Annotated in this window: 33 protein-coding genes, 4 tRNA genes and 2 pseudogenes; 11 read left to right on the top strand and 28 right to left on the bottom strand. The window is 66.2% G+C overall.

What is annotated here, in order from left to right:
• Positions 1-32: 32 nt before the first annotated feature.
• From AWC14_RS27185 to AWC14_RS27130, 13 genes are all read right to left on the bottom strand, one after another.
• Positions 33-449 carry a GtrA family protein gene (locus AWC14_RS27185; protein ID WP_045375232.1) on the bottom strand — a complete coding sequence of 139 codons (417 nt, stop codon included), beginning with the start codon at positions 447-449 and terminating at the stop codon, positions 33-35.
• 61 nt (positions 450-510) lie between these two features.
• Complete coding sequence (locus tag AWC14_RS27180; RefSeq protein ID WP_045375234.1) at positions 511-921, bottom strand: type II toxin-antitoxin system VapC family toxin; 411 nt, start codon at positions 919-921, stop codon at positions 511-513.
• Positions 918-1,163 carry a type II toxin -antitoxin system TacA 1-like antitoxin gene (locus AWC14_RS27175; RefSeq protein ID WP_045375236.1) on the bottom strand — a complete coding sequence of 82 codons (246 nt, stop codon included), beginning with the start codon at positions 1,161-1,163 and terminating at the stop codon, positions 918-920. Before AWC14_RS27175 ends, AWC14_RS27180 begins: the two co-directional genes overlap by 4 nt.
• A 46-nt stretch (positions 1,164-1,209) precedes the next feature.
• A complete protein-coding gene (locus AWC14_RS27170; protein ID WP_045375238.1) occupies positions 1,210-1,695 on the bottom strand; it encodes a GreA/GreB family elongation factor in 486 nt (161 codons plus the stop codon).
• Between the two features lie 115 nt (positions 1,696-1,810).
• Positions 1,811-2,005: a CsbD family protein gene (locus tag AWC14_RS27165; RefSeq protein WP_045375240.1), complete on the bottom strand. Its 195-nt coding sequence runs from the start codon at positions 2,003-2,005 to the stop codon at positions 1,811-1,813.
• Between the two features lie 50 nt (positions 2,006-2,055).
• Positions 2,056-2,211 carry a hypothetical protein gene (locus AWC14_RS28855; RefSeq protein WP_156419163.1) on the bottom strand — a complete coding sequence of 52 codons (156 nt, stop codon included), beginning with the start codon at positions 2,209-2,211 and terminating at the stop codon, positions 2,056-2,058.
• A gap of 8 nt (positions 2,212-2,219) precedes the next feature.
• On the bottom strand, positions 2,220-2,567 hold the full coding sequence (locus tag AWC14_RS27160; RefSeq protein WP_045375242.1) for a type II toxin-antitoxin system PemK/MazF family toxin: 348 nt from the start codon (positions 2,565-2,567) through the stop codon (positions 2,220-2,222).
• Positions 2,554-2,784: a ribbon-helix-helix domain-containing protein gene (locus AWC14_RS27155; protein ID WP_045375244.1), complete on the bottom strand. Its 231-nt coding sequence runs from the start codon at positions 2,782-2,784 to the stop codon at positions 2,554-2,556. The genes AWC14_RS27160 and AWC14_RS27155 overlap by 14 nt, the downstream gene beginning before the upstream one ends.
• Before the next feature lie 51 nt (positions 2,785-2,835).
• Positions 2,836-3,666, bottom strand: a complete 831-nt coding sequence (gene wzm / locus AWC14_RS27150) for a galactan export ABC transporter permease subunit Wzm/RfbD (protein WP_045375245.1) — start codon at positions 3,664-3,666, stop codon at positions 2,836-2,838.
• On the bottom strand, positions 3,663-4,550 hold the full coding sequence (gene glfT1, locus AWC14_RS27145) for a galactofuranosyltransferase GlfT1 (protein WP_045375247.1): 888 nt from the start codon (positions 4,548-4,550) through the stop codon (positions 3,663-3,665). The genes wzm and glfT1 overlap by 4 nt, the downstream gene beginning before the upstream one ends.
• The gene (gene wzt / locus AWC14_RS27140; protein WP_045375249.1) at positions 4,547-5,338 is read right to left on the bottom strand and encodes a galactan export ABC transporter ATP-binding subunit Wzt/RfbE; all 792 of its coding nucleotides are present in this window, start codon (positions 5,336-5,338) and stop codon (positions 4,547-4,549) included. Before wzt ends, glfT1 begins: the two co-directional genes overlap by 4 nt.
• 10 nt (positions 5,339-5,348) lie before the next feature.
• Positions 5,349-5,882 (bottom strand): bacterial proteasome activator family protein, encoded by a 534-nt coding sequence (locus tag AWC14_RS27135; protein ID WP_193393831.1) that lies wholly within the window; start codon positions 5,880-5,882, stop codon positions 5,349-5,351.
• Positions 5,883-5,885: 3 nt separating this feature from the next.
• Positions 5,886-7,832, bottom strand: a complete 1,947-nt coding sequence (locus tag AWC14_RS27130; protein ID WP_045375251.1) for a DUF6541 family protein — start codon at positions 7,830-7,832, stop codon at positions 5,886-5,888.
• A 109-nt stretch (positions 7,833-7,941) separates the two neighbouring features.
• Between AWC14_RS27130 and AWC14_RS27125 the strand changes: the two genes are divergently transcribed.
• Positions 7,942-9,138, top strand: a complete 1,197-nt coding sequence (locus tag AWC14_RS27125) for a cysteine desulfurase-like protein (protein WP_045375253.1) — start codon at positions 7,942-7,944, stop codon at positions 9,136-9,138.
• Here AWC14_RS27125 and AWC14_RS27120 read toward each other — a convergent pair.
• Positions 9,127-10,110 (bottom strand): NAD(P)H-quinone oxidoreductase, encoded by a 984-nt coding sequence (locus AWC14_RS27120; RefSeq protein WP_193393830.1) that lies wholly within the window; start codon positions 10,108-10,110, stop codon positions 9,127-9,129. The genes AWC14_RS27125 and AWC14_RS27120 overlap by 12 nt on opposite strands.
• Before the next feature lie 66 nt (positions 10,111-10,176).
• Between AWC14_RS27120 and AWC14_RS27115 the strand changes: the two genes are divergently transcribed.
• Positions 10,177-10,680: a MarR family winged helix-turn-helix transcriptional regulator gene (locus tag AWC14_RS27115; RefSeq protein ID WP_045375257.1), complete on the top strand. Its 504-nt coding sequence runs from the start codon at positions 10,177-10,179 to the stop codon at positions 10,678-10,680.
• 21 nt (positions 10,681-10,701) lie between these two features.
• Positions 10,702-10,788, top strand: a tRNA-Ser gene (locus tag AWC14_RS27110).
• Positions 10,789-10,867: 79 nt separating this feature from the next.
• Here the strand turns inward: AWC14_RS27110 and lipE are convergent.
• Positions 10,868-12,106: a lipase LipE gene (gene lipE / locus AWC14_RS27105; protein ID WP_045375259.1), complete on the bottom strand. Its 1,239-nt coding sequence runs from the start codon at positions 12,104-12,106 to the stop codon at positions 10,868-10,870.
• A 103-nt stretch (positions 12,107-12,209) separates the two neighbouring features.
• Between lipE and AWC14_RS29900 the strand changes: the two are divergent.
• Both AWC14_RS29900 and AWC14_RS29895 read left to right on the top strand, forming a co-directional pair.
• A pseudogene (locus AWC14_RS29900) lies at positions 12,210-12,323 on the top strand (hypothetical protein); the annotation flags it as partial.
• 69 nt (positions 12,324-12,392) lie between these two features.
• Positions 12,393-12,503: pseudogene (locus AWC14_RS29895) on the top strand (DivIVA domain-containing protein); the annotation flags it as partial.
• Between the two features lie 22 nt (positions 12,504-12,525).
• Here the strand turns inward: AWC14_RS29895 and AWC14_RS27095 are convergent.
• The 3 genes from AWC14_RS27095 to AWC14_RS27085 are packed head-to-tail and all read right to left on the bottom strand — an operon-like array spanning position 12,526 to position 14,715.
• Positions 12,526-13,632 carry an Rv2629 family ribosome hibernation factor gene (locus tag AWC14_RS27095; RefSeq protein ID WP_045375262.1) on the bottom strand — a complete coding sequence of 369 codons (1,107 nt, stop codon included), beginning with the start codon at positions 13,630-13,632 and terminating at the stop codon, positions 12,526-12,528.
• Positions 13,633-13,672: 40 nt separating this feature from the next.
• Entirely contained in the window at positions 13,673-13,861 is a 189-nt protein-coding gene (locus AWC14_RS27090; protein ID WP_045375263.1) for a hypothetical protein, read from the bottom strand.
• Between the two features lie 29 nt (positions 13,862-13,890).
• Complete coding sequence (locus tag AWC14_RS27085; protein ID WP_045375265.1) at positions 13,891-14,715, bottom strand: crotonase/enoyl-CoA hydratase family protein; 825 nt, start codon at positions 14,713-14,715, stop codon at positions 13,891-13,893.
• Between the two features lie 23 nt (positions 14,716-14,738).
• On the opposite strand from AWC14_RS27085, the gene AWC14_RS27080 reads away from it, so the two are divergent.
• Positions 14,739-15,320 carry a TIGR03086 family metal-binding protein gene (locus tag AWC14_RS27080; protein ID WP_057003315.1) on the top strand — a complete coding sequence of 194 codons (582 nt, stop codon included), beginning with the start codon at positions 14,739-14,741 and terminating at the stop codon, positions 15,318-15,320.
• On the opposite strand, the gene AWC14_RS27075 is transcribed toward AWC14_RS27080, so the two are convergent.
• Both AWC14_RS27075 and hisC read right to left on the bottom strand, forming a co-directional pair.
• Entirely contained in the window at positions 15,317-15,784 is a 468-nt protein-coding gene (locus AWC14_RS27075) for a DUF4334 domain-containing protein (RefSeq protein WP_045375267.1), read from the bottom strand. The genes AWC14_RS27080 and AWC14_RS27075 overlap by 4 nt on opposite strands.
• A complete protein-coding gene (gene hisC / locus AWC14_RS27070; RefSeq protein ID WP_045375269.1) occupies positions 15,784-16,833 on the bottom strand; it encodes a histidinol-phosphate transaminase in 1,050 nt (349 codons plus the stop codon). The genes AWC14_RS27075 and hisC overlap by 1 nt, the downstream gene beginning before the upstream one ends.
• Before the next feature lie 86 nt (positions 16,834-16,919).
• Between hisC and AWC14_RS27065 the strand changes: the two genes are divergently transcribed.
• A tRNA-Ser gene (locus tag AWC14_RS27065) sits at positions 16,920-17,010 on the top strand.
• A 75-nt stretch (positions 17,011-17,085) separates the two neighbouring features.
• Positions 17,086-17,158, top strand: a tRNA-Arg gene (locus tag AWC14_RS27060).
• A gap of 31 nt (positions 17,159-17,189) precedes the next feature.
• Here AWC14_RS27060 and AWC14_RS29890 read toward each other — a convergent pair.
• Positions 17,190-17,360, bottom strand: coding sequence for a hypothetical protein (locus tag AWC14_RS29890; protein WP_081968013.1), 171 nt, complete (start codon positions 17,358-17,360; stop codon positions 17,190-17,192).
• Between AWC14_RS29890 and AWC14_RS30290 the strand changes: the two genes are divergently transcribed.
• Positions 17,293-17,430, top strand: a complete 138-nt coding sequence (locus AWC14_RS30290) for a hypothetical protein (protein ID WP_158089932.1) — start codon at positions 17,293-17,295, stop codon at positions 17,428-17,430. The genes AWC14_RS29890 and AWC14_RS30290 overlap by 68 nt on opposite strands.
• Positions 17,431-18,424: 994 nt before the next feature.
• Positions 18,425-19,429, top strand: a complete 1,005-nt coding sequence (locus AWC14_RS27045) for an HNH endonuclease (protein ID WP_081968012.1) — start codon at positions 18,425-18,427, stop codon at positions 19,427-19,429.
• 15 nt (positions 19,430-19,444) lie between these two features.
• On the opposite strand, the gene AWC14_RS27040 is transcribed toward AWC14_RS27045, so the two are convergent.
• From AWC14_RS27040 to AWC14_RS27010, 7 genes are all read right to left on the bottom strand, one after another.
• A complete protein-coding gene (locus tag AWC14_RS27040; protein WP_045375274.1) occupies positions 19,445-19,864 on the bottom strand; it encodes a hypothetical protein in 420 nt (139 codons plus the stop codon).
• Positions 19,861-20,181 carry a hypothetical protein gene (locus tag AWC14_RS27035; RefSeq protein ID WP_057003314.1) on the bottom strand — a complete coding sequence of 107 codons (321 nt, stop codon included), beginning with the start codon at positions 20,179-20,181 and terminating at the stop codon, positions 19,861-19,863. The genes AWC14_RS27040 and AWC14_RS27035 overlap by 4 nt, the downstream gene beginning before the upstream one ends.
• Before the next feature lie 85 nt (positions 20,182-20,266).
• Positions 20,267-20,572 (bottom strand): hypothetical protein, encoded by a 306-nt coding sequence (locus AWC14_RS27030; RefSeq protein WP_045384759.1) that lies wholly within the window; start codon positions 20,570-20,572, stop codon positions 20,267-20,269.
• Positions 20,569-20,925 (bottom strand): DUF732 domain-containing protein, encoded by a 357-nt coding sequence (locus tag AWC14_RS27025; RefSeq protein ID WP_081968351.1) that lies wholly within the window; start codon positions 20,923-20,925, stop codon positions 20,569-20,571. The genes AWC14_RS27030 and AWC14_RS27025 overlap by 4 nt, the downstream gene beginning before the upstream one ends.
• Complete coding sequence (locus tag AWC14_RS27020; protein WP_045384756.1) at positions 20,922-21,491, bottom strand: DUF2510 domain-containing protein; 570 nt, start codon at positions 21,489-21,491, stop codon at positions 20,922-20,924. Before AWC14_RS27020 ends, AWC14_RS27025 begins: the two co-directional genes overlap by 4 nt.
• Positions 21,492-21,546: 55 nt before the next feature.
• The gene (locus AWC14_RS27015; protein WP_045384755.1) at positions 21,547-21,789 is read right to left on the bottom strand and encodes a hypothetical protein; all 243 of its coding nucleotides are present in this window, start codon (positions 21,787-21,789) and stop codon (positions 21,547-21,549) included.
• An 11-nt stretch (positions 21,790-21,800) separates the two neighbouring features.
• On the bottom strand, positions 21,801-22,409 hold the full coding sequence (locus tag AWC14_RS27010) for a DUF732 domain-containing protein (RefSeq protein ID WP_142281863.1): 609 nt from the start codon (positions 22,407-22,409) through the stop codon (positions 21,801-21,803).
• 145 nt (positions 22,410-22,554) lie between these two features.
• Between AWC14_RS27010 and AWC14_RS28845 the strand changes: the two genes are divergently transcribed.
• Positions 22,555-22,646 (top strand) — tRNA-Ser (locus AWC14_RS28845).
• The last annotated feature ends 114 nt before the right edge of the window (positions 22,647-22,760 follow it).

The following is a 22,760-nucleotide window of genomic DNA, read 5'->3' as shown; positions in this document are numbered from 1 at the left end:
CGTGAAAGAGGGTACCGCCTGCGCGGGCGGCGTCAGCGCAGCCGGAAGATCACCGAGCGCTGCACGACGAAGTTGATCACCGACGCGGTGCCCTGCGCGATCGCGAACGCGACGGGTACCGCCCAGGCCCGGTAGTCCAGCAGCGCCAGGCACAAGTGATTGAGCCCAACCTGCACGGCGAAAGTGACCCCGTAGAGCGCCATGACCACCAGGAACCGGGCGGTGCTCGGCTCGGCCTGGAACGTCCATCGGCGGTTGATCAGGTAGGCGGTGATGGTGCCGGCGACGAAACTGGTCGCCTTCGCCAGGTCCACCTGCATGCCCACCGCCTTGTAGAGCAGCACGTAGAGCCCGAAGTCGACGATCGCCGACAGCCCGCCGGTGACGACAAATCGCCACACCTGCGTGGTCAAACTCAGGTGCGCGCGCGGCGGGGCGATCTCGGCCATCCCGGGAAGTTTACGGCGCGAGCTGGCCGATTAATGCTGCCGCTGTCAAAGGCCAGCCCCCTCAACCGGGGATGATCTCGAAGCGCGTACGGCCGTGGATGCGATAGACCTGAAAGTCGGTGTCTAAGGCGAAGATCCGCCGCTCACCGCGTTCTTCCGCCAGCGCAATGAGAGTGGCGTCTGCTAGGTCCATGGGTAGATCGGCATATTTGTCCATCAACGCAGCAGCGCGTTCGAGCGCCGCGGCGGAGAGTTCGGCGATGTCCAACCGGCCACTCAGCAGCAGTTTCCAGAGGGCTTGCTGGCCGGCCGCGCCCCCGGCCCGACCCAGCAAGTACATCGCCTCGGTAAAGGCTGGCCAAGTAGTGATTAAAGGCAGCCGCAGCGTCCGAAGGGCCAATACACAGGTTTCATGGTCGGCCTCGTCGGCGTCGATCAGGGCGATTAGAGGACCCGCATCAGTGAGCGTCACTCGGCGCGTTGGCGGTCAGCGAGGATGTCGGCAAATGCCGTGCCGGTTCGGCGGGCTCGGCCACCGCCGCCGCGGATCGCTCCCACCACATCGGCGAAGTCCTCGAGACCTCCGGCGTTCAACACCGCATCGGCGCGCTGGGCAGCGGCCCGCCGGATGAACTCCGAGAGCGACTCGCCGGCGACCGTGGCGGCACGCTGCAGCCGCTTCTCCAGCGCAGGATCGAGCCTAAGCGTCTTCATATGGCCACCGTATCACGGTGAGCAGAGGTCGTGATACACCAATGGCCTACGTCGGGTATTTGACGTCGAGCAGCTCGACCTGGCTTTCGCCCGCGGGCGTGGTGTAGGTGACCTTGTCGCCGGGTTTGCGACCGGACAATGCCATGCCCAACGGGCTGCCCGCCGTCAGCGTCTCGGCTTCACGGCCGACCGGGGTCTCTTCGACGACGGAGATCACATGCATGGTCACCACCGAGCCGTCGTCGAACCGTACGGTTACCTCGGTGCCGCCGGGCAGCGTGCCGGTTCCGTTCGACGGAGACGGCCCGGTCCGCAGCAGCCTGTCGAGTTCGATGATCCGCTCGTCGAGGCCGGCCAGCTCGTCGGCGCGCTGGATGGCGTCGGCGGCGTCGGCGTGATCGCTGACGCTGCCGCGGTCGTTTCTGACCTCGACCTCGAGGCGTTCCCGTCGTTCCCGGAGTCGATCCAACTCCGCCGTAATGCGTTCGCGCGACTCATCGGAAAGCCCTGTGGATTCGACTTCCTCGCTCACCCTTCGCACCTGTCCTCAGGGCGCAGCGGCGATTGCCAGCCCGGAGCGCCTCGATTGTTGTCTGCAGTTTGTTCCGATTATTCCTATGGCGAATCGGCGTGGTGGCGTTTCGCGGTCAAGAGATACGTCGGCCGCCGCGTCCGCGAAACGCGTCCTTGACCTTCTCGCCGGCGCCCTTCAGCTCCGATTTGGCCCGGTCTCCGATGCCACGATTCTCGAGCCTGCGGTTACCGGTGACACGGCCAATGTTTTCCTTCGCCTTGCCGGTCAGCTCCTGCACCTTGTTTCTGGCCTTGTCGGTCGCACCCATAGTCAGCCCTCCGTCCGTCGGGTCAATCGGATACCCGCAGACGGATGCGCTCAACCGCGGCCGAGATCGCGGCCATGGTCGTGGATCGGCCCAGAACCATAGCCCTGGCTGCGATCTCGCGACGCGGCGTGGGCGAGGTAGGTGGATCCGGGCATCCACACCAGCCGGAAGGCACTGGCCAGGAAGCGGCCGCGCGTCCGCTTCACCGCAATGATCACAATTCCAGGTGCAGGCGCAACGCGTCATCGAGTCGCGCGAGCTCACGGAGCGGCACTCGACCCAGCCGCCGCCGAAGGCGTTGAGTTGCAATGGATCTGATCTGTTCGGCTTGTGCTTTGGAATCGACTGCGAGACCGGTCGTTGCTGCGGGCAGCAATACTTGAAACGGATAGATCGTCGAGACGTTGCTCGTGACGGGTACAACGGTGATTACGCCACGCCCGAGCCGGGCGGCTGTCGCATTGGCGCGGTCGTTGCTGACGATCACGGCCGGGCGCTGCTTGTTGGCTTCGTTACCGCGAATGGGATCGAAGTCGACCTGCCAGATTTCACCGCGCCGCATCGCCGAGCCCGTCGTCCGTAGTGTCCTCCCAGACAATGTCCTCGCCGGCTGTCGACCACTCCGCCCACGCTTTGTCGTAGTCATCCTCCAGAGCGGGGTAGCGAAGCAGACGAATCGCCCGCTGCAAACCTGCGGACCGCGACGGTAATCCCTCCCGTTCTACGTAGGCGTCCAGCACTTGGACGTCTTCGTCGGAGAGGCTGACACTCAATTTCATACCGAAATACTACCGTGGTAGCACCAAAGTAGTAATGGCGATCGCGACGCTCTACACCCAGTACGGCACGCGGGCGCGGTACTGGCGCATGGCAAATGCCGCGAGAATCCACCCCACGACGGTCAGCACCACCACCACCACCCAGTGCCGCAGCTCCTGATGGGCGCCCAGCAGCGGGGCGCGCACGATGTCGAGGTAGTGCAGCAGCGGGTTGAGCTCGACGATCTGGCCCCACCGGCCCGCGCCCTGCTGCCGCAGTGTGTCGTCGTTCCAGATGATCGGCGTCATGAAGAACAGCAACTGCACGACGGAAAACAGCAGCGGGCCGATGTCGCGGTAGCGCGTCGCCAGGATGCCGAAACACAGTGACACCCATACCGCGTTGAGCACGATCAACCCCAAAGCGGGGATCACCGACAGGTCGGCCCACGACCACGGTTTCGGATAGATGATCGCGATCACGACATAGATGACGATGTTGTGCGCGAACAGGATTACCTGCCGCCACATCAGCCGGTAGACGTGCAGGCTCAGCGGCGCCGGCAACTGCTTGATCAGGCCCTCGTTGGCGACGAACACGTCGGCGCCTTCCATGATCGCGGCGTTGATCAGGTTCCAGACGATCAGCCCGAGCGTGACGTAGGGCAGGTGCACCGCCAACTCGAGGTGAAACAGCTTGGAGTACAAGCCGCCCATCGCGACGGCGGTGGTGCCCGTCGCGATCGTGATCCAGAACGGGCCGAGCACCGAGCGGCGGTACCGCTGTTTGATGTCCTGCCAGCCCAGGTGCAGCCACAGCTCGCGACGAGCGAACCCGTCGACCAAATCTCGCCAGGCCCGGGTCAGCGTCTTGGACTGCGCCGCGACATCGAGGATCGTCATGGCCTACCGAACCTCTCGCGACGGCCCAAGCGCCGCAACCGAATCCACTCCGCGAGGCCTTTGACGTCGCGGCGGGACACCAGGAAGAACCAGCCGAACCGCAGCCACTCCTGGACGAGCAGTCGACGCAGGCCCGGCTGCGAAAGCAGGTAGCCGCGGTTGCGGTAGGTGAAGAACCGCTTGCCCGGGTCTTCCGGATACTGCGTGTGCATCCGCCCGCCCAGGATCGCCTTGAACTCCGCCGACCCGCAGGGGTGCAGATAGGCGGTGTCCAGGCAGGTGCCGAACGCCAGCCCGGAGCGCACCAGGCGGCGATGCATCTCCACCTCGTCGCCGCGGATGAACAGCCGCAAGTCGGGAACACCGATCGCGTCGAACGTCGAGGCCCGAAACAGCGCGCCGTTGAACAACGACGCGATGCCCGGCAGCAGCTCCTGCCCCTCGACCGTGCGCAGCTCGGCCGCGAACCGCCGCCACACCAGGCCCCGCCGCAAGGGAAAGGCCAGCCGCGCCGGGTCGTCGGCGTTGCACACCATCGGCGACACCTCGGCCAGGCCGTGCTTGTCGGCGCACGCCAGCAGCGTGGCCAGCACCTGGCTGTCGGCCGGGTGGCCGTCGTCGTCGGCCAGCCACACCCAGTCGGCGCCCAATGCCAACGCGTGCAGGATGCCGAGCGCGAAACCGCCTGCGCCGCCGAGGTTTCGGCGAGATCCCAGATACGTCGTCGGGATCGGCTGACCGGTCACCAGCTCGCGGACCCGGTTCTCGTCGGCGTTGTCGACCACGATCAGGTGGTCCGGCAGCCGGCTTTGGGTGGTCAACACGTCCAGCGACTTGGCCAGCTCGTCGGGTCGCCGATGGGTGACGACGACGGCGCAGATCATCCGGGCACCTCGTCGAGCACTTCGCGCACATGCCGGGCGGCGTCCTCGCCCTCGTAGGCGCGCACGACGTCCTCGATGCCGCCGGTCATCCTGATGGTGCCGTGGTCGATCCACATCGCGGTCTTGCACAGCCGCGCCAGGAATTCGTTGGAATGGCTTGCGAACACCAGGATTCCGGAGCGCTCCACCAGGCGCTGCAGCCGGGTCTGAGCCTTCTTCAGAAACTCGGCGTCCACCGCGCCGATACCCTCGTCGAGCAGCAGGATCTCCGGGTCGATGCTGGTGACCACGCCCATCGCGAGGCGCACCCGCATCCCGGTGGAGTAGGTGCGCAGCGGCATCGACAGGTAGTCGCCGAGTTCGGTGAACTCGGCGATCTCGTCGACCTTGGCCAGCATCTGGCGTCGTGTCTGCCCGAGGAACAGGCCGCGGATGATGATGTTCTCGTAACCGGAGATCTCCGGGTCCATCCCTACCCCGAGATCGAAGACCGGCGCCACCCGGCCGGTGACCGACGCCGAGCCGCGGGTGGGTTCGTAGATGCCCGAAAGCAGCCGCAGCAGAGTCGATTTCCCGGCGCCGTTGTGCCCGACCAGGCCCACCCGGTCGCCCAACCCCAGCGTCAGGGTGATGTCGCGCAGCGCCTCGATGACGACGACGTTGGAGGTGTTGCGCCCGATCGTGCCGCCGGCCTTGCCTAAGAAGGTCTTCTTCAGCGAGCGTGACTTGGCGTCGAAGATGGGAAACTCCACCCACGCGTTGCGCGTCTCGATGTGGGGTGCTGCCACGGACGTCTACTTACAGGTACTGCCCGGTGCCCGACTGACCGTGCCCGCCCCTGCTGACCCCCGGCGGCAGTGCGCCGTGGCGCATCTGCTCGAGTTGCGCGCGGGCGGCCATCTGCTGGGCGAACAAGGCCGTCTGGATGCCGTGGAACAGGCCTTCCAGCCAGCCGACCAGCTGGGCCTGCGCGATCCGCAGTTCGGCATCCGACGGCGTGTTGTTGCTGAACGGCAGCGTCAACCGGTCGAGTTCTTCGCGCAGCTCCGGCGCCAGCCCCTCTTCGAGCTCGCGGATGCTGGTGGCGTGGATTTCGCGCAGCCGGTTGCGGCTGGCGTCGTCGAGCGGTGCCGCGCGGACCTCTTCGAGCAGCTGCTTGATCATCGTCCCGATCCGCATCACCTTCGCGGGCTGCTCGACCAGGTCGGTCAGCGACTGGTCATCGTCCTCGTCGTCGGTCCGGTCGGCCATCAGCCGCGGGTCGACGCCGATGATCTCGACGTTGTCGTCGCTGTTGTCGGTACTCAATGCAGTCACCATCCTCGTCATGATTTGTCAAGTCGTCGGGGCGCCGCGCCACTCGAAGATGCGGGCTTCGCCGTTGTCATAGATCTTCACCCACGACTTGGACTTCTCGAGTGAGACTAGCCCGTCGGGCATGGCGAACCCCCGGACCGTCGGCGTGCTGGTCAGGACGTAGCGGATGTTGAGTACCCGAATCGCCTCGGCCGCCCGCGGATCGGTGTCGGCGTCGTCGGCGTAGGCCCAGAAGTTGAACCGGTGATAGCCGGGGCCCTGCTGCTGCGGGTAGTCGTAGTGCGTCCACAGCGGGTGCAGGCCGGCCACCGCGTACATCCAGGCCGTGCCGTCGGTGTTGGCGTTGCCGATCAGGGTGTTCCGGGCGCCGGGCAGCCGGGCCAGGTACGCCATCGCCTCCAGGTCCCGCTGGTCGATCATCACCGAGTCGTACTTGTCGCCGAACAGAAACCGGTGCCGCGGAAAGTAATGCCAGGTGCTGACCAGGACGGCCGCCAGCAGCACCGCCGCGGTGACCGAGGCCAACGCCGGGGCGGACAGCCGCCGGCCCGCCAGCAGCCGGACAACGAACGCGACCATATTGAACAGCCCGACACCGGCCATCAGCATCAACAGCAGCGTCGTCGCCGCCGCGATCCGGCGCGGATCTTTGTAGAAGAACTCGCCGAAGGCGCCGGCCAGCCGTCCGATCGGGCCGCCCAATGGTGTTCCGGCGTCGACGTTCACCACGACCAGCAGCAGCCACACCGCCAGCGGCCACCAGATCCTGCGGACCAGCAGGACGAACCCGCCGACCGCCGCGATCAGGATCAGCGCGTACTGCACCGGGAAGTCGTTGAGGTGGCGGGAATGCTGGAACACCGCGTCGAACAGCCCCCGCTTCTTGGACAGGTAGGTCAGGAAGGAGTGCCCCGCGATGATGTCTTCCTGCTGCTTGACCGCCCAGAACTGGGGCAGCAGGACCAGGGCCGTCGGCACCGCGACCGCGGCCAGAGTCCCCACGTCGGCGAGCCGGCCGCGCACCGGCTGCCACAGCGCCTCCATCAGCCACCACGCGGCCAGCAACAGCACGACGACGACGCCGCCGGTGATGTGCACCGAAAAGACGCCCACCAGCGCCAGCACTGCCAGCGGGATGCGGTCGCGGTGCCGCAGCGTGGAGGTGATCAACGCGAACGCGGGCACCGCGAGCCCGTAGGCGGTCAGGTTGGGCATCGCGGCGGTGTCGAACTCGACGTAGGGCACCGCGGTGAACGACGCCGACAGCGCGGCCGCGGTGGCAGCCGTCCCGGCGGTCTGCCACTCGCTGCTGTGGGTGCGCAGCACCCGCCAGGTGAGCACCGCCGCGCTGACGGGAAAGAGCCAGATCGCCGCGGCCAGCGAGCTCAGGGTGTAACCGGTGGTGGCCGCCGCGCCGGTCAGCTGGCAGTCCACCGCGGCCAGCGCGTGGAACGCCGACGGGTAGTAGAGCAGCGTGTGGGTCTCCACGTTGCGCAGCTCACCCATGTGGGTCGAAGAGGCCTGGCCGGTGTCGAGGATGAACTTGACGGTGTTGGCGTGCCAGACCGCATCCCAGGTGCTGGGGATCGATTGCCAGTGCGGGATGCCGCGCAGCGCCGCGAACCAGATCAACAGCACCCCCAACAGCACACCGGCCGCCACTGTGGCGGCCGGCCAGCCCGTCACGGCCCGCGCTTCGCCTTCGGCGTCGCGGTAGCGGGCCAGCAGCGCCCGCAAAGCGGCCACCACCACGGTGACGACGGCCAGGGCGGCCAGCGCTGTCCAAGCGTTCCAAGGGATTCCGACGGCGCCGAACGGGATGATGGCCAGCGCGACGACGCCGTAAGTCAGGGCGGGGCCAACCGCGATCGCGACGGGCCAAGTTAGCTGGGCGCTGCGTGCGACGATTGCCCCCGGCACTATCAGCAAAAACAAGGCGATTAGCGTTCCGAAGGTCAGCCCCACTCGACTAGTATGGCTGGCCGGGTGACCTGGCTCGGGACGGCGGGGACGTATCTGGGCGCCCCGCTACTGTCGCGGTTTGCGGAATTGCGGGAACTCTAAGGTGGCTGGCATGGCATACGACGTCGCCCGGGTGCGCGGACTACACCCGTCGCTGGGGGACGGTTGGGTGCACTTCGACGCGCCGGCCGGCATGCTGATCCCGGACTCGGTGGCCACCACCGTGTCGACGGCGTTCCGCGGCTCGTTCCCCAGCCCCGTCGGCCCGCACCCGTCGGCGCAGCGCAGCGCGGCCGTCCTGGAGGCGGCGCGGCAGGCCGTGGCCGATCTGGTCAACGCCGACCCCGGTGCCGTGGTGCTCGGGGCCGACCGCGCGGTTTTGCTGGCATCGCTGGCCGACGCGTCGTCGACGCGAGCCGGCCTGGGTTACGAGGTGATCGTCACCCGCCTCGACGACGAGGCGAATATCGCGCCGTGGCTTCGTGCAGCAAACCGGTTCGGCGCCAAGGTGAAGTGGGCCGAGGTCGACATCGAGACCGGTGAGCTGCCGACCTGGCAGTGGGAGAGTCTGATCGGCAAGTCGACGCGGCTGGTTGCCGTGACCTCGGCGTCGGGGACGTTGGGCACCATCACCGATCTGCGTGTGGTGACCAAGCTGATCCACGACGTCGGCGGTTTGGTGGTCGTCGACCACTCTGCGGCCGCACCGTACCGGCTGATCGACATCAACGAGATCGACGCCGACGTGGTGGCGGTCAACGCGGTCGGCTGGGGCGGTCCGCCCGTGGGCGCGTTGGTGTTTCGTGAGCCGGCGCTGATCAATTCGTTCGGCTCGGTGTCGACGAATCCGCATGCGACCGGTCCGGCGCGACTGGAACTCGGCGTGCACCAGTACGGACTGCTGGGCGGCTTGGTCCGCAGTATCGAATACCTGGCCTCGCTGGACGAGTCGGCGCGCGGTACCAGGCGCGAAAGACTGGTCGTGTCAATGGAATCCGCCGCGACATACATGAACCAGATATTCGACTACCTGATGACCTCGCTGCGCTCGCTGCCGTTGGTGGTGGTTATCGGCCAGCCCGAATCGCGCATACCGGTGGTCAGTTTCGCCGTACACGAGGTGCCCGCCGAGCGGGTGGTACAGCGGTTGGCGGACAACGGAATTCTGGCGATCTCCAATGCCAGCTCGCGGGTGCTCGACGTGATCGGCGTCAACGACGTCGGCGGCGCGGTGACCGTCGGGCTGGCGCATTACTCGACGATGTCCGAGGTCGACCAGTTGGTGCGGGCACTGGCCTCACTGGGCTAGCGTCAGCACGATCTTCCCCGTTACCCGCCCCGACGACAGCATCCGGTGGGCCTCCGCGGCTTCCTGAATCGGCATGCGCGCGCCGATGACGAGCCGAACGCGGCCGTCGGCAAACATCGGCCACACCGACTTCACCACCGCGGCAACGATGGCGCTCTTGCCGTGTGGGCCGTCGACAGGACGGCCACGCAGCGCAGTTCCGATGACCCGCGCCCGTTTGCTGATCAGCTTGCCTAGGTTGAGCTCGCCCTTGACGCCGCTTTGCAGGCCGATCACCACCAGCTGGCCGTCGCTGGCGAGCGCGTCGAGATTGCGGTCCAGGTAGGCGGCGCCGACGATGTCCAGGATCACGTCTGCGCCGGCGCCGTCGGTCGCGTCTTTGACCCGGGACACGAAGTCCTCGTCGCGGTAGGCGATGGTCACCTCGGCGCCCAGTTCGCGGCAGAGCTCCAGCTTGGGCGGCGAACCGGCGGTGATCGCGACCCGCGCCCCCAGCGCCCTGGCCACCTGGATGGCGTGCGTGCCGACACCGCTGGCGCCGCCGTGGATCAGGATTAGCTGGCCCTCGCCCAGGTGCGCCGTCAACACCAGGTTCGACCACACCGTGCACGCCACTTCCGGCAGCCCGGCGGCGTCGAGCAGGTCGACACCGTCCGGAATCGGCAGAATCTGACCAGCGGGAACGGCGACGAATTCGGCGTACCCGCCGCCCGCCAGCAAAGCGCAGACTTCTTGCCCGACCGACCATCCGGTGACGCCGGCACCCACCTCGGCGATCACCCCCGACACCTCCATGCCGAGCAATTCGCTGGCGCCCGGCGGCGGCGGGTAGTGACCGGCTGCCTGCAGCACGTCGGCCCGATTGACGCCGGCGGCACTGACCTTGACCAGCACCTCGCCGCGGTCCGGCTTGACGTCCGGCACCTCCTGCCACAGGAGTTGATCGGCGGATTCGGCAACGATCGCGTGCATGGCCGCCACGCTACTACCTGCGTATTCCGGCTGTTCCAAAAGCCATGTCTCGCATAGCATGACGTAATGGACGGCCTCATCGACGGCCGGACAGCCAGTGAGATGCCCGGGCTGGATATCGCTGAACAGAAGTCGTGGCAGAACTTCTTGGATTCAGCGTTGCGGCTGTATGCCACGCTCAACCGCCGCCTGACCGAAACGCACCAGCTGTCGCTGTTCGACGTGCGGGTGCTCGAGATGCTCGACAGCACGCCCGCCGGGTCAGCTCGGATGGGGGATCTGGCCGAGGCGTTGTCGTCGCTGCCGAGCCGACTGACGCGGCAGATCCGTCGCCTGGAGGTCCAGGGGCTGGTGCGGCGCGAGGCCAGCCGCGACGACCGCCGCGGTGTCGTGGCCACCATCACCGACGACGGGAGAGCGGCGGCGCACGAGGCCATGGTCACCTACGCCCAGGGCGTGCGGACCCATTTCCTCGGCCAGTTGTCGCGGTCGCAGATTGCCGCGATGGGGGAGAACTGCCGGCGCATCAGCACCGCGCTGAAACTGTCCGGCCGGGCATCGAAGCTCTAGCGCCCCGATACGCTTGTCGGCGGTGGCGTGGCAGAGCGGCCTAATGCACTCGCCTTGAAAGCGAGAGACGGCTACAACCGTCCGGGGGTTCAAATCCCTCCGCCACCGCTTTTTTCCGCCGCGAGCGTGCACGTTTGTACGTCGAACCGCCAAATTTTGCGGCATTCTGCGCACGCTCGTCGGCCCGTTACCGATCCCGCGGGATCTCGGCGGCGATGAGGTCCATCAGCGCGGTGTAGCGCTTGGGCGCAACGTCCTTGCCGGGTTTGCCGCTGCTGACCAGGCCGGCCGACAGCTTGCGCTGCGGGTCGGCCCAGATGGCGCAGTTGACCAGACCCAAGTGGCCGAACGCCGCCGGCGCGTTGCGGCCGAACGGCCCGAACCTGGTGGAGCCCAGCATGAATCCGGTGCCCCAGCGCAGGGGTGTCAGTCCGGTCGCGACATCCGGTCGTAGCCGACGGCATTCGCGCACCGCGGCCTGCAGGGTCTCCGGACGCACGACCCGAACCCCGTCGAGTTCACCGCCGCGGCGCCAGATTTCGGCAAAGCGGGACAGCTCGTAGGCGTTCGACACCGTGTTGGATGACGGGACCACCGTGGTGAGGAACATGGGTGTGTTGGAAAGCGGGATGATTTGGTGCACGGTACCGCCGATCGCCTTGCGGAAGGCTACTGCGATCGGGGTCGGTAGTTGCTTGCCGGTGGCGTGGCTGGGTGCGACGAGCGGGAGATCCTGTTCTGCAACACCGAAATTGGTCCAGCGGAAGCCCAGCGGGTCGAGTATCTCGGCGGCCAGAATCTCGCGGATGTCCTTGCCGGTGGCGGCATAGACGATCTCGCGCATCAGCGGGCCCCAGGTCAGCGCGTGATAGATGTGCACCAGGCCCGGCCGGTAGAGCGGCCGCAACTTGCCCAGCTGCTCTTGCGCGTACTCGTGGTCGTCTGCCCGTTTGAGGTCCGGCCGGGGTCCAGTGGGGAACGGGACACCCGCGCTGTGCGTCAGCACGTGACGGATCGTGGTGCGGTCCTTGCCGTGGCTGGTGTAGGTCGGGATGTAGTCGCAGACCCGGTCGTCGAGCGAGAACTGGCCGCGTTCGACCAGCATGTGCACCACGGTCGCGGTGATCGCCTTGGCCGTCGAATACACGCAGAACGGGGTATCGGTCTTGACGGGAATCTTCTCGGCGTCGGGCGGATCGGTCGGGCCGTTGCCCCAGCCGTGGCCGATTGCGCGGTTGAGCACCACCTTGCCGTCGTGCCACAGGCATAGCTGGATCGCGGGATGCATCCCCGCCTGATACCAGTAGCGGACCGCCTGCCAGATGCGCTCGACTGCCGCGGGGTCGATCCCGGACTGGTCCTCGTCACCGATCGCGGTGACGGCGTCGAGATCGGCCGGGACGCGGATCCTGCCGTCGTCTGTCATGCGTGCCCTCTCTGCCTGGGTGAGCTGATCCCCCTCCGCGAGGTTACGGCGCGCGGTCGCGGCTCCGACGTACGCTCTGGTTGTTTCGCCGCGGGAGGGTGCCATGCCGTTGTTCAGGAAGCGTCAAGCCGCGGAGGTACCGCCACACTCCGGTCTTACGCCCGAGGATGTCCGCGGCGTGGCGTTCAGCAAGCCGCCGATCGGCAAGCGTGGCTACAACGAAGACGAGGTCGACGCATTCCTGGACCGCGTCGAAGAGGCGCTGCGAAATCCACGAGCAAGCACCCTGACGCCCGCGGACGTCCGCAGCGTGGCGTTCAACAAGCCACCGATCGGCAGGCGCGGCTACAACGAAGACGAGGTCGACGCATTCTTAGACCGCGTCGAGCAACAACTGCGACAGCGCCGCTGAGCGCGCATCAGTGCAGCGTCGGCGCGTAGCGCAGCACGGCGCCCACGCCGTCGGCGGGCGCGATGCGTTCGTCGGTGCGCACCAGCGACGCACCGACAGAGACCGCGAACAGCGGCAGCGCCTCGTCGGCCCGCAGGGTGCGATCCGCCGCGGCGCCCTGCTCGGACAGCACGTCCGCGTTGGGTGCGACGGTCGTCAGCTGCTGGTCGGCAACCACCGTTTCGTCCCCGATGTCGCCGATGATCAAAGTTTCCACCGCGCCCTGACGCAGCGCCGAGCACACCGGCCCCACCCCTTCGGCGGCCAGCCCGGATTGCCGGCCGATCTCGGCGGCAAACCGCTGGGCGGCGTCGTCGAGGACCGCCAGCCGGCGCTTCAGCAGTTCCTGCTCGATCGCCTCCTGCACCTCGTCGAAGTCGTGGCCGCTGTGACGCGCGCCGACCTCCAACGGCACCGCCAGCGCCTTGACCCGGTCGGCCAACGTCGTCAACAGATCGGAACGGGACCGCACCTCGCCGACCACGAAGACGACGTCGGCGCCGGCGTCGTCGACCAGCTCCGCGACACGGTCGGCCACCGCGCGCAAGTTCTTGCGGGCCGCTTCCTCGGTGCGCAGCTGGGGATCGCCGTATCCGGCGGTCTCGGCTCCCGATGCCTTGTGCACCGGATGGCCGCCGCCGTCAACGGTTTCCGAACTCAGCGTGCCCTCGACGTGCACGGTGATGTCGGCGCCGGTGTGGTCGACGGCCACCAGCACATAAGCCGGGTTGTCGAATCCGTGCTCGACGATCGGAACGATGTAGGGCAATTCGGACACTCGCACGATCGGCGCCGCCGTGGGGCGCAGGAGATGTTCGTTGAGGACGACACCGTCGGCCCCGGCGACTATGCCACGCCCGCTGCGGCCGATCGGTGGGCGCAGGTCCATCACGGCACGTTCGATGTCGGCGATGACGGCTTCGTCGACGTCCCGCTCGTCGAGCTGTTCCCGCACCCCGCGCCACTTCAGCTCGAGCTGCGTCTGCGCGTCCTGGGTTTCGTGGGTGTCCTCGAAGTAGACCGATGCGAACGGTCCTTTGGTGTTGAGCAGCGGGCGGAAGCGTTCCGAATCCATGCCTGTTGGGTTGCCCGCCGGCCGCCCGGACAAACGCCACCTAAGGCTGGCCGCCGTCGGTCTGGTCGAAGAAGCGCCAATCGCCGTCGATGTTGACTTCCATCCGCCAACCCAGCTCGCCTTTATCGGTGTTCTGGTCGACGAACCAGGCGTGCGCGTCGTCGGCGCTTTCGATGTCTTTGGTGGCAACGACCTCGCCGTGCGGATTGATCACTCGGTAGGTAGACATATCCCGAGTGTTCCCAATCGCGGTGGCCCTTATTCGCCGGTGAACTGCGGCGGGCGCTTGGCGAATGTCGCGGAAATACCCTCGGACAGGTCTTTGGACGGCAGGAACGCCGCGTTCCAGGCCGCCACATAGCGCAGGCTCGCCGACACCGCCGAAATCCGTTGCTGGTCAAGGACATCCTTGATGCCGTGCACGGTCAGCGGCGGATTAGCGGCGATCTCCGCGGCGGTGGCGTGCGCGGCGGCAAGCGTCGCCTCGGCGTCGTCGAACACGTCGTTGACCAAGCCGATCTTCTCCGCCCGCGCCGCGTCGATGTCCTTGCCGGTCAGCGCCAGTTCCCGCAGGTGCCCGTCGTTGAGGATCAACGGCAACCGGGCGAGGCTGCCGACGTCGGCGACGATCGCGAGCTTGACCTCGCGAACGGAGAACTTGGCGTCGGCGCTGGCGTAACGGATGTCCACCGCCGAGATCAGGTCGACGCCGCCGCCGATGCACCAGCCGTGCACCGAGGCGATCGTCGGGGTGCGGCAGTCGGCGACGGCACTGATCGCCTTCTGCATGCGCAGCACCGTTTGGTGGAAATCGGCACGCGGGCGCGCCGACGCGCCCTCGGTCATGACCCCGGCCAGCGAACCGCCCATCGCCGGCAGATCCAGGCCGTAGCTGAAGTTGCGGCCGGACCCGGTGAGCACAATGGCCCGCACATCGCGGTCGGCGTCCAGCTCGGCGAACACCTCGGGCATCTCCGACCAGAACGCCGGCCCCATCGCGTTGCCTTTGCCCGGTCCGATCAGCGTGACCCGCGCGACGTGGTCTTTGGTTTCGACTGTGACGGATTCGTACGGCTGACCCATGGCCAGACCGTACCGTGGACGGCATGCCTTCCGACCTGCGGCCCGGCCCCGACTCACCGCCCACCGACGAGCTGGCCAGCGCCGAGGCCACGCTCGGAGTCCTGCAGCGTGTCCTGCATCCGATCGCCCGCGACGACCTGGGCAAATCCACGCCGTGCTCGGAATTCGACGTGGCGAAGCTGACCGATCACCTGCTGAACTCGATCACCGTGCTCGGCGGAGCGGTGGATGCGGAGATCCCCGACCGCGACGCGGGCGACTCGGTGGAGCGGCAGATCATCAGCGCGGCCCGGCCCGCACTGGACGCCTGGCACCGCCGCGGCCTGGACGGCACGGTGACGATCGGCTCCAACGAGCTGCCTGCGGCGGTGGCCGCCGGGATACTCTCCCTTGAATTCCTGGTCCACGCTTGGGATTACGCGAAGGCGACCGGTCACCCGATCGATGTCGCAGACTCGGTGGCCGACTACGTCCTTGGTCTCGCGAAGAAAAACATTACGCCGCAAGGCCGTTCGGTTGTGGGCTTCGACGACCCCGTCGAGGTTGCCGACGACGCGCCGCCGCTGGACCGGCTGGTCGCCTTCACGGGGCGTAACCCCGCCTAGACTCGCTCGAGGTAGAAGTAGAAGTACCGGCCGTTGTCGACGACGCCCTTGCCGTTCATGATGCCCATCACGGCGTTGTCGTCGATCCGCTTGAAGTGGTCGTGCACGGGCTGGCCGTCGTAGACCATGGTCGCGGTCACCTCGCCGCGGAACTCCTCGAGCCACAGGCTCGCTTCGCCCTTGCCCATCTTGACGTTGGAGAACCGGTTGCCTTCGTCGTCCAGACACACCAGCGGCTGCACATCGGTCACCGAGTTGAAGGTCTTGCCGAACCAGCGGGACTTTTCCAGTTGGCCGTTCATCCGGTGGCCGGTGACGAATTCGCCGCCCTTCCACTCGCCGAGCATGCCGTCGATGGTGGCCGGCGGCAGGCTCGCCCAGTAGTCGTCGAGTTCGGCGTCGGCGATAGCGCCGGTGCGTTCCTTGAATTCGGTGAACTTCTTGCGGGCCAACTCGTCGCTCATCAAATCCATCCTTTCGCGAACCTCAACAGGGCGTCGTTCTCCTCCGGCGCGCCGATCGTGACCCGCACACCGTCACCTGCGAACGGCCGCACCACGATTCGAGCCTCAGCCGCCTGTTCCACGAAATCCGCTGTGCGCTCGGCCAGCGGCAGCCAGACGAAGTTGGCCTGCGAGCGCGGCAGCGTGAAACCGGCGTCGCGCAAGGCGTGAGAAACCCGCTCCCGTTCGGCGACCACCGCGTCCGTGCGTGCCAATAGCTCGTCGGACGCGTCCAGCGACGCCATCGCCGCCGCCTGCGAAACGTTGGTCAACGTGAAGGGCACCACGACCTTGTCCAGTGCGGCGATCACCTCCGGGGCGCCGACCGCGTAACCCACCCGCAACCCGGCCAGCCCGTAGGCCTTCGAAAACGTCCGCAGCACAACAACATTGGGATACGAGCGGACCAGCCCCAGGCTGTCTGGCAGCAAGCCGTCGCGGATGTATTCCACATACGCCTCGTCGATGGCGATCAGGATGTCCGGCGGCACCGCCTCGACAAACCGGGTCAGCGCATCGGGGTCGACGACCGTGGAGGTCGGGTTGTTGGGGTTGCAGACGAAGATCAGCCGGGTGCGGTCGGTGACGGCGGCGAGCATGGCGTACAGGTCGTACGTCTGATCGCGCAGCGGAACCTCGACGGGCACCGCGCCGCAAACCCGCACCTGCAGCGGATACATCCCGAAGCTGCGCCACCCGTAGAGCACCTCGTCGCCGGCCGACGCCGTGGCCTGGATGAGCCGCTGGCACAGCGCCACCGACCCGCAGCCGACGGTGATCTGCTCCGGCGCAAAGTCCCTCAGGTGCTGCGCCAGCCGCAGCCGGAGCTCGACGTTGTGGTTGTCCGGGTAGCGGTTGACGTCGTCGACGGCCTCGGCGATGGCCGCGCGCACGCTGGGCAGCGGCCCGTGCACCGTCTCGTTGCTGGCCAGCTTGATCGTGCCCGGGATCGTCTTGCCCTCGACGTAGGGCGCCACCTCGGCCAGCTCAGGGCGCAGGCGGGCGGGCATTTAGACAGCATATGTGGGGGCGCTGTACGCTGTGCTCCGCGGCGGTTCCGGGGCCCAAGTCGGGTCCGGTACCCTCAGAAATCCAAGGAGGCGTGCCAGAGCGGCCGAATGGGACTCACTGCTAATGAGTTGTCCTCTTACCGGGGACCGGAGGTTCAAATCCTCTCGCCTCCGCCAACGAGGCGAATCGCGAGCGCGGCGTCAGCCGGGCGAAGCGGGTCGCCGCAGAGGTACGACGACAAGTGAACACAGGCGCCCGTAGCTCAACGGATAGAGCATCTGACTACGGATCAGAAGGTTGGGAGTTCGAATCTCTTCGGGCGCGCCCATTTAATAGCTCAGATGCATCGCAGAATTCATTGCTTGCCTATGCGATTGTGTCGACTTGTGCCAAGCCGCGCCAAACTCTGCGCCGCGCCGGCCAAAGCGTCCGGTTGGGAGTGCACATAGGTGCGCATCGTGAACGCGTTGTCGGCGTGGCCCAACCAAGCGGCGACCTCAGCGATGGGCACGTTGTCGTGGTGCATCAGGGTGCCGCAGGTGTGCCGGGCATCCTGCAACCGGATGTGCGGAACCCCGGCCTACGCCGATTTGTAACAACAGCCGTTCGAATACGGCCGTAACGTTTGGCAATGTCGCTCGACGATGATCCAATCAGTTTGACCAGAGAAAAGTGGATGCCCCGACGTTGCACTGCCAGGGCATCCTGTAGACCGACCACCATGCGAAGGGGCAGCCATGCCTGAGGGTACACCGCGCGTACCTCAAACCACACAGCATCACGCAATTCGTGAACACCGCGATCCGCTCCAAGCGGCGATCGACCAACTTCCCGATGGGATTGGTATCCGGACGAGCTGGCCGCTGTCGAAGCTGTGCCCGGGCTGATCCGCGCCGGCCGCGACCGCACGGAGCATGCTGCCCGTAGGTTGCGGATCGTCAGCGACAACTAGCTGGCATCCGAGTGGCGTCGGCGGCCGACGGCCGTCGGCGCCATCCCAGCCTTCAACGCCTCCTTGGGCGAGTGGCGCTCGCGGTACTCATCGACGCCCGGGGTTCCGACGGTCCGGAGATGGCCATCGAACACGACCATTTCAGAGAACTCGCGGTAGTACCTTGCGCGGGCCGCCGGTACTCGTCCTCAGTGAGTGCGACTGCTGCGTGCAGATCCGGTTCGCCGCCTTGGACCGGTGTGGACAATCGGGCTGCGAGGTACTGGACATAGGCGGCATTGCTAACTTCCGGATCGAAGCGCTTATCGGGATCCAAGTCACCACCGAGGATTTCTTCCGCCTGGTCGATCATCACCCGACGCTTGCGCGCTGGTTCTGGACAACGAAAGCCTGTCGGAGGCCGTTGACCGGTATATCAGGCTCGTAGCACCAGGGAAATAACGGCCTTTCGAGGTAGCCGAGACTTGGCCAGCGACTCTCGAGCTGCTGAAGACGATTTGTCTGCGTGCGCCTGAGGTGGGCTCTCCCGCCGACGATGTTAGGCGGATTCGTACTGCGCCGCATTCGCAGGTGATAAAACACAATCTGTCCAGCAGCAGACGCGGCGTCATTCGGTTCGAAGCTTGGGAGCCATAGACATGCAGTTTCTCGCGGTGCTCTTTGTTGTTGGCCTGGTGATCGTGATCATTCGGGCGATCTGGAAAGTCGCTCTGGTGGTCGGCGGTATCGCGCTCGCGGCGTGGATCCTTTATCGGGTTGGCCGGTATGCCCTCAAGGAGCGATACTTCGCCAGCGAGAAGTTCCTGGCGCACAAGAACGAAGTCGCCGCGGTGGTCGCTGAGCACAACGAAATCGCCGACTACGTGGCGGAGATCCGCAGCCGCGGATCGTTCAGCCTTGGATCGTCGGCCACGGGCAAGCACGCGTATCTGGCAACGTTTCAGAACACCAGCCAGCACAAGTACCGCCGGGACCGGAACATCGCGAACTATGAGGCGCCGAACGTACATAACTGCTCGTTGCAGGTCGTCCGCAACGCCAAGGCTGCCCCTGTGAAGTATGTGATGAAGTACTTCGGCATCAAGGCTGACGAGGCCAGCCTTGCCGACGTGGAGAAGCTGGGTGAGGACATCGCACGACTCGAAGATGCGATCAGCAACCTCGAGCAGCGCGAAGCCAGCATCACCGAGTCGTTCGATCCGCCGGCCTTCATCTTGAAGCATTACGCGGACGATTTCATGAAGCATGTCGGGGTCAAGCTGTCACCGATTAGCGTTCCCTACCCCGTGTATGTCTTCGAGTACGTCAGCGCCGGCGGGAACAGTGGCCAGAAAACCACCGTCACGTTGAACACCCCGACGATCGACGCGCTGATCGAAACGATGTCGCAGAAGATTCGGTTCCGGAAGACGGTGGCCGGCCAGCGCGCGTTGATGACGTCGAAGCTGCGCAACTTCATCAAGTCCCGTGACAACCACACATGCCGGTCGTGCTCGGTGTCGGTCGCGGCGGAGCCTCATCTGCTTCTCGAGGTCGATCACGTCATCCCGGTCTCTAAGGGAGGCTTGTCCACGCCGGAGAATCTGCAGACTCTGTGCTGGCGGTGCAACCGGACCAAGTCGAACAAACTCGCGACGGCCTAACCCGGGGTCGTTCGGCTAGCCGTCCCCTGTCGGGTGCTCGGCTAGCCAGTCGGCCAGCGTGTAGCTTTCACCGTTGGCACGCCGAGCCTCGCATTCGGCGAACACGCGGCGAAACTCAGCCTGATCAGCCCCGCGGTCGCGCAGCTCGCGGTACAGATCGTTGGGCATCGCATACACGCCCGGGATCGGTTCGCGCAGATGTGCCAGCATCACCGCGTCGGAATCGGCCAGGTCGAATTGACCGGAGCCTTGCCGGCGGGCGTACTCGTCCTTGAGCTTGTCCAGAGCTTCGGCCTCACTCGCGCCGCGCACGGTCCAGGTCGCGCCGGGGTAGTGGGCCACCCATCCGTCGCCATCTCGGCCGATCTGCGGCTCGAAGTGAAACGCCCAGGATATCAGTTCTTCGGGCGGCTCGTAGTCGGGTAGCACGGTCATGGCAGCGACCCTCCTGTGTCGTCGGTCCAGCTCCAGTAGATGTCGATGTGGCCGTCGGGATAGAGCACCGAGCACCGCCATTTACCTTCGGCACGCCCCGGCTGCAGGCACCAGGTGATCGGCCCCCGTGGCGCCGGTCGAAAGCCGACGCCTTGAATGTGGCCCTGGCCCGGCTCGTCGTCAAGGGCCGGAAACACCAGCCGCCTGATCTTGGCGGCGATCGCGGCGTCGGTTTCGGCGTAACGCCGCGCCGCCTCCCCGATGTTGGCGGCAACCTTCTGCGCCTCAGCCTTGATTCCCGGCAACCCACCGGTCATGACGACCTACCTTATGCCGCCCCGGCCGCCTCGTTGAGCCACAACCCTTCGGGCTCCGAGACGGCCGGGGCTTCTTTTCGTTCGTTCAGCTCAACACGTCATGAACCATCGAGCTGTACTGCGGGCAGCGCTGGTCGACTGACGCCTGCACATACTGCGCGACCTTCTTTTTGGTCTCCGGGGTCTGTTCCTCGCCCCGCCATCCAAAGTTGCCGACCGAGACGTTGATTGACGCCTGCGCCACGCCGCCAAGGTTCGGTTGCTCCTTGATGTCATTGCACACGTCGATCGCGGTCCAGTGTCTGGCGGCGTTGTTCACGTCGGCGCGGGCGGGTGTGGCCAGCGCGAACGCCGCCACAAGCAGGGCCAGAGCCGCGGCAAGCTGTTTCATCGCAGCGTCTCCGGGCACAGCTCGCGCTGCGCGACTTCCGTGATTCGCGCGTTCCACATCCAGCCGTTGAAGCCCAGCTGTGCCGGCACCTGGTCGGGCGGCACCCCGGCGCGGAGCAGGCGGCACGCGTAGTCGCCTCGTTGCAGCAGGAACGCTTGGCTGTTCAGCGGGTTGATCAGAACGCCTTCCGCTGCGAGACCGTCAAGGTAGGACTGATCGTCGGCGTGAGCGGGCGCGGCCAGCGCGCACGCCGCGGCGACTACGGCCAACCCTGTGGCGAACTTCTTCATGGCGTGTCCTCTGCTCATGGCCGGCCGTCCGTTGGCCGTCGCCCACGGTGACCTGTCGCTCATTGCTGCGGATTATCCGGGGGTGGCACAGGCGGGTACAGGCCGTAGGTGCCTGCCGGGTTGCCGCGCATCCATGCCTGGTGCTCGGCGTCGGCCCGGGCGGCGATCCTGGCCTGCTCGGCACGCCGATCGACGCCACGCTGATAGGCCCAATAGCCGAGGAAACCCAAACCTCCGAGGACGGCCAGCCCGACGAACGCGGCGAAGTGCGAGGCCGCCAGTCCCAGCAGGAACAGGACACCGACCACTGCGCCGACGACCATCGCAGTATGCGATCCGCCCGACCCCCCACCGACCTGCACCCGTCGATGACCCACGATCGCGACGATCAGCCATATCGGCAGCCACATGCCGCACGTGAGCAGAGTCAAGGCCAGATGCAGGCCATGGTTGGGCCCGTTGGTTACCACCACGGCCGGCGCTGACGCACCGACATTGTTGTTGATGACGACCGACGGCTGCGCTGGCGGCGGGGGCGGAAGATCGGTCCACTGTCTGCCGTCGAAATAGCGCTGGCCGCTACCGGATGGGTCGGGATACCAGCCGGGCGGCGGGGTGGGGTGGGTCATGGCGTCTCCTGTGTAGTTGGGTTTAGTTGGGCTGCTTGGGATTTCGCAGGATTGTTCACGGCGTCACGTACTGCTGGCAGCGATACGTGATGGGGTCGCAGATCAGCGGGTTGGTGGTCCAGCCGCCGTAGGTGCCGGGCACATCCCAGGTGTTCAAGCCGGGCCCGTTCCATTGCGGTGGACCTTCGCAGTTCCAGTCACCCTGGAACAGGCAACGGGGCGCAGCGTGCGTCGCGGGAGCGGCGGCGATGCTTAGCGCCGTTGCTGCGGCGGCTGCAAGCAGAATTACGGTTCTCATAACTGTGGCCTTCACTTCGGGGGGAGCAGGTGGTCGAACTGGGGGCAGTAAGCATGAATGCCTGCCCTGACGAGGTTTTCGCTGTCTTGCTGGCTGAAAGCGAGCTGTGGCGCATCCGGGTTCTCGTGCACGTTGTAGGCGACGTTGGCGGTGACCTGGTTGGCCATCGAAGGAAGCCTTTGCGTGTCCGGCGGAGATATCTGGAAGCGGGCCCAATGGGCGAGAGCTTCATACATTTGGCTGAAGGCGGGGTGTCCGAAGTCGGAGATCCCGTACTGGGCGAGATCGGCCAAAAACGCTTGATCGGCCGACGGCGTCGGAGCTGTGGGCGCAGCGGACGCTGCCGGGGGTTTGGCGGTCGCATGCGCCAGGCCGGTCCACCGGCCCAACATGAAGGCTCCGAAGGATACGGCGGCGGCGAGCGCCACGACGAGCATGGCGAGCGGTGCTGGATGCAGTGATCGCCACCGGGAGGGTCGAGAGTCGAGTGCGTCGCTGAGGATCGCGCCTTCACTGTAGGCGAGGGGCGTCGATGGGATGACTTGGCTGGCAAAGGCATTCGTCAGATCGGTAGCTACGCCGGTCGGCTCATCGGCTGGGGGCGGCGCGGGTCGGCTCATCGGCGTCTCCTGTTGTGTCGGGTTGTTCGCGGAAGTGTAAATGTGTCTACCGTCGGCGGGATCGGAAATTGTGTCAGAGTTGTGACAACTCGTGCGAGAAACCGCGATTCATTGCGAGACAGCGTGAGCGGGTTTGCGCAGGTCAGCGCCGGTCGACGAGACATCGCGAGGTAGCCAGAAACACACCGGGTCTGACTACGGATCAGAAGGTTGGGAGTTCGAATCTCTTCGGGCGCGCTTTCTAACTACTTCGACCTGAAAAAGTCGCGCCTGTGCTAAGTGGCTGGCTGGGTCGTATCCAGTTTTGCGCATGAATGTGGCTGCGGTGCTGTCGATCACGCGGCGGGGGCA

The organism is Mycobacterium kyorinense, assembly GCF_002101735.1.
Lineage (GTDB): Bacteria > Actinomycetota > Actinomycetes > Mycobacteriales > Mycobacteriaceae > Mycobacterium > Mycobacterium kyorinense.
This window is presented reverse-complemented; position numbering and strand designations above follow the sequence as displayed.

What these genes read in the sequence shown, in the direction of transcription:
- AWC14_RS27185 (WP_045375232.1), bottom strand. Translation starts at nt 449, where the DNA reads ATGGCCGAGATCGCCCCGCCGCGCGCGCACCTGAGTTTGACCACGCAG.
- AWC14_RS27175 (WP_045375236.1), bottom strand. Translation starts at nt 1,163, where the DNA reads ATGAAGACGCTTAGGCTCGATCCTGCGCTGGAGAAGCGGCTGCAGCGT.
- AWC14_RS27165 (WP_045375240.1), bottom strand. Translation starts at nt 2,005, where the DNA reads ATGGGTGCGACCGACAAGGCCAGAAACAAGGTGCAGGAGCTGACCGGC.
- AWC14_RS27160 (WP_045375242.1), bottom strand. Translation starts at nt 2,567, where the DNA reads ATGCGGCGCGGTGAAATCTGGCAGGTCGACTTCGATCCCATTCGCGGT.
- AWC14_RS27155 (WP_045375244.1), bottom strand. Translation starts at nt 2,784, where the DNA reads ATGAAATTGAGTGTCAGCCTCTCCGACGAAGACGTCCAAGTGCTGGAC.
- wzm (WP_045375245.1), bottom strand. Translation starts at nt 3,666, where the DNA reads ATGACGATCCTCGATGTCGCGGCGCAGTCCAAGACGCTGACCCGGGCC.
- glfT1 (WP_045375247.1), bottom strand. Translation starts at nt 4,550, where the DNA reads ATGATCTGCGCCGTCGTCGTCACCCATCGGCGACCCGACGAGCTGGCC.
- AWC14_RS27125 (WP_045375253.1), top strand. Translation starts at nt 7,942, where the DNA reads ATGGCATACGACGTCGCCCGGGTGCGCGGACTACACCCGTCGCTGGGG.
- AWC14_RS27120 (WP_193393830.1), bottom strand. Translation starts at nt 10,110, where the DNA reads ATGCACGCGATCGTTGCCGAATCCGCCGATCAACTCCTGTGGCAGGAG.
- AWC14_RS27115 (WP_045375257.1), top strand. Translation starts at nt 10,177, where the DNA reads ATGGACGGCCTCATCGACGGCCGGACAGCCAGTGAGATGCCCGGGCTG.
- lipE (WP_045375259.1), bottom strand. Translation starts at nt 12,106, where the DNA reads ATGACAGACGACGGCAGGATCCGCGTCCCGGCCGATCTCGACGCCGTC.
- AWC14_RS27095 (WP_045375262.1), bottom strand. Translation starts at nt 13,632, where the DNA reads ATGGATTCGGAACGCTTCCGCCCGCTGCTCAACACCAAAGGACCGTTC.
- AWC14_RS27090 (WP_045375263.1), bottom strand. Translation starts at nt 13,861, where the DNA reads ATGTCTACCTACCGAGTGATCAATCCGCACGGCGAGGTCGTTGCCACC.
- AWC14_RS27085 (WP_045375265.1), bottom strand. Translation starts at nt 14,715, where the DNA reads ATGGGTCAGCCGTACGAATCCGTCACAGTCGAAACCAAAGACCACGTC.
- AWC14_RS27080 (WP_057003315.1), top strand. Translation starts at nt 14,739, where the DNA reads ATGCCTTCCGACCTGCGGCCCGGCCCCGACTCACCGCCCACCGACGAG.
- AWC14_RS27075 (WP_045375267.1), bottom strand. Translation starts at nt 15,784, where the DNA reads ATGAGCGACGAGTTGGCCCGCAAGAAGTTCACCGAATTCAAGGAACGC.
- hisC (WP_045375269.1), bottom strand. Translation starts at nt 16,833, where the DNA reads ATGCCCGCCCGCCTGCGCCCTGAGCTGGCCGAGGTGGCGCCCTACGTC.
- AWC14_RS29890 (WP_081968013.1), bottom strand. Translation starts at nt 17,360, where the DNA reads ATGCACCACGACAACGTGCCCATCGCTGAGGTCGCCGCTTGGTTGGGC.
- AWC14_RS27045 (WP_081968012.1), top strand. Translation starts at nt 18,425, where the DNA reads ATGCAGTTTCTCGCGGTGCTCTTTGTTGTTGGCCTGGTGATCGTGATC.
- AWC14_RS27040 (WP_045375274.1), bottom strand. Translation starts at nt 19,864, where the DNA reads ATGACCGTGCTACCCGACTACGAGCCGCCCGAAGAACTGATATCCTGG.
- AWC14_RS27035 (WP_057003314.1), bottom strand. Translation starts at nt 20,181, where the DNA reads ATGACCGGTGGGTTGCCGGGAATCAAGGCTGAGGCGCAGAAGGTTGCC.
- AWC14_RS27030 (WP_045384759.1), bottom strand. Translation starts at nt 20,572, where the DNA reads ATGAAACAGCTTGCCGCGGCTCTGGCCCTGCTTGTGGCGGCGTTCGCG.
- AWC14_RS27025 (WP_081968351.1), bottom strand. Translation starts at nt 20,925, where the DNA reads ATGAGCGACAGGTCACCGTGGGCGACGGCCAACGGACGGCCGGCCATG.
- AWC14_RS27020 (WP_045384756.1), bottom strand. Translation starts at nt 21,491, where the DNA reads ATGACCCACCCCACCCCGCCGCCCGGCTGGTATCCCGACCCATCCGGT.
- AWC14_RS27015 (WP_045384755.1), bottom strand. Translation starts at nt 21,789, where the DNA reads ATGAGAACCGTAATTCTGCTTGCAGCCGCCGCAGCAACGGCGCTAAGC.
- AWC14_RS27010 (WP_142281863.1), bottom strand. Translation starts at nt 22,409, where the DNA reads ATGAGCCGACCCGCGCCGCCCCCAGCCGATGAGCCGACCGGCGTAGCT.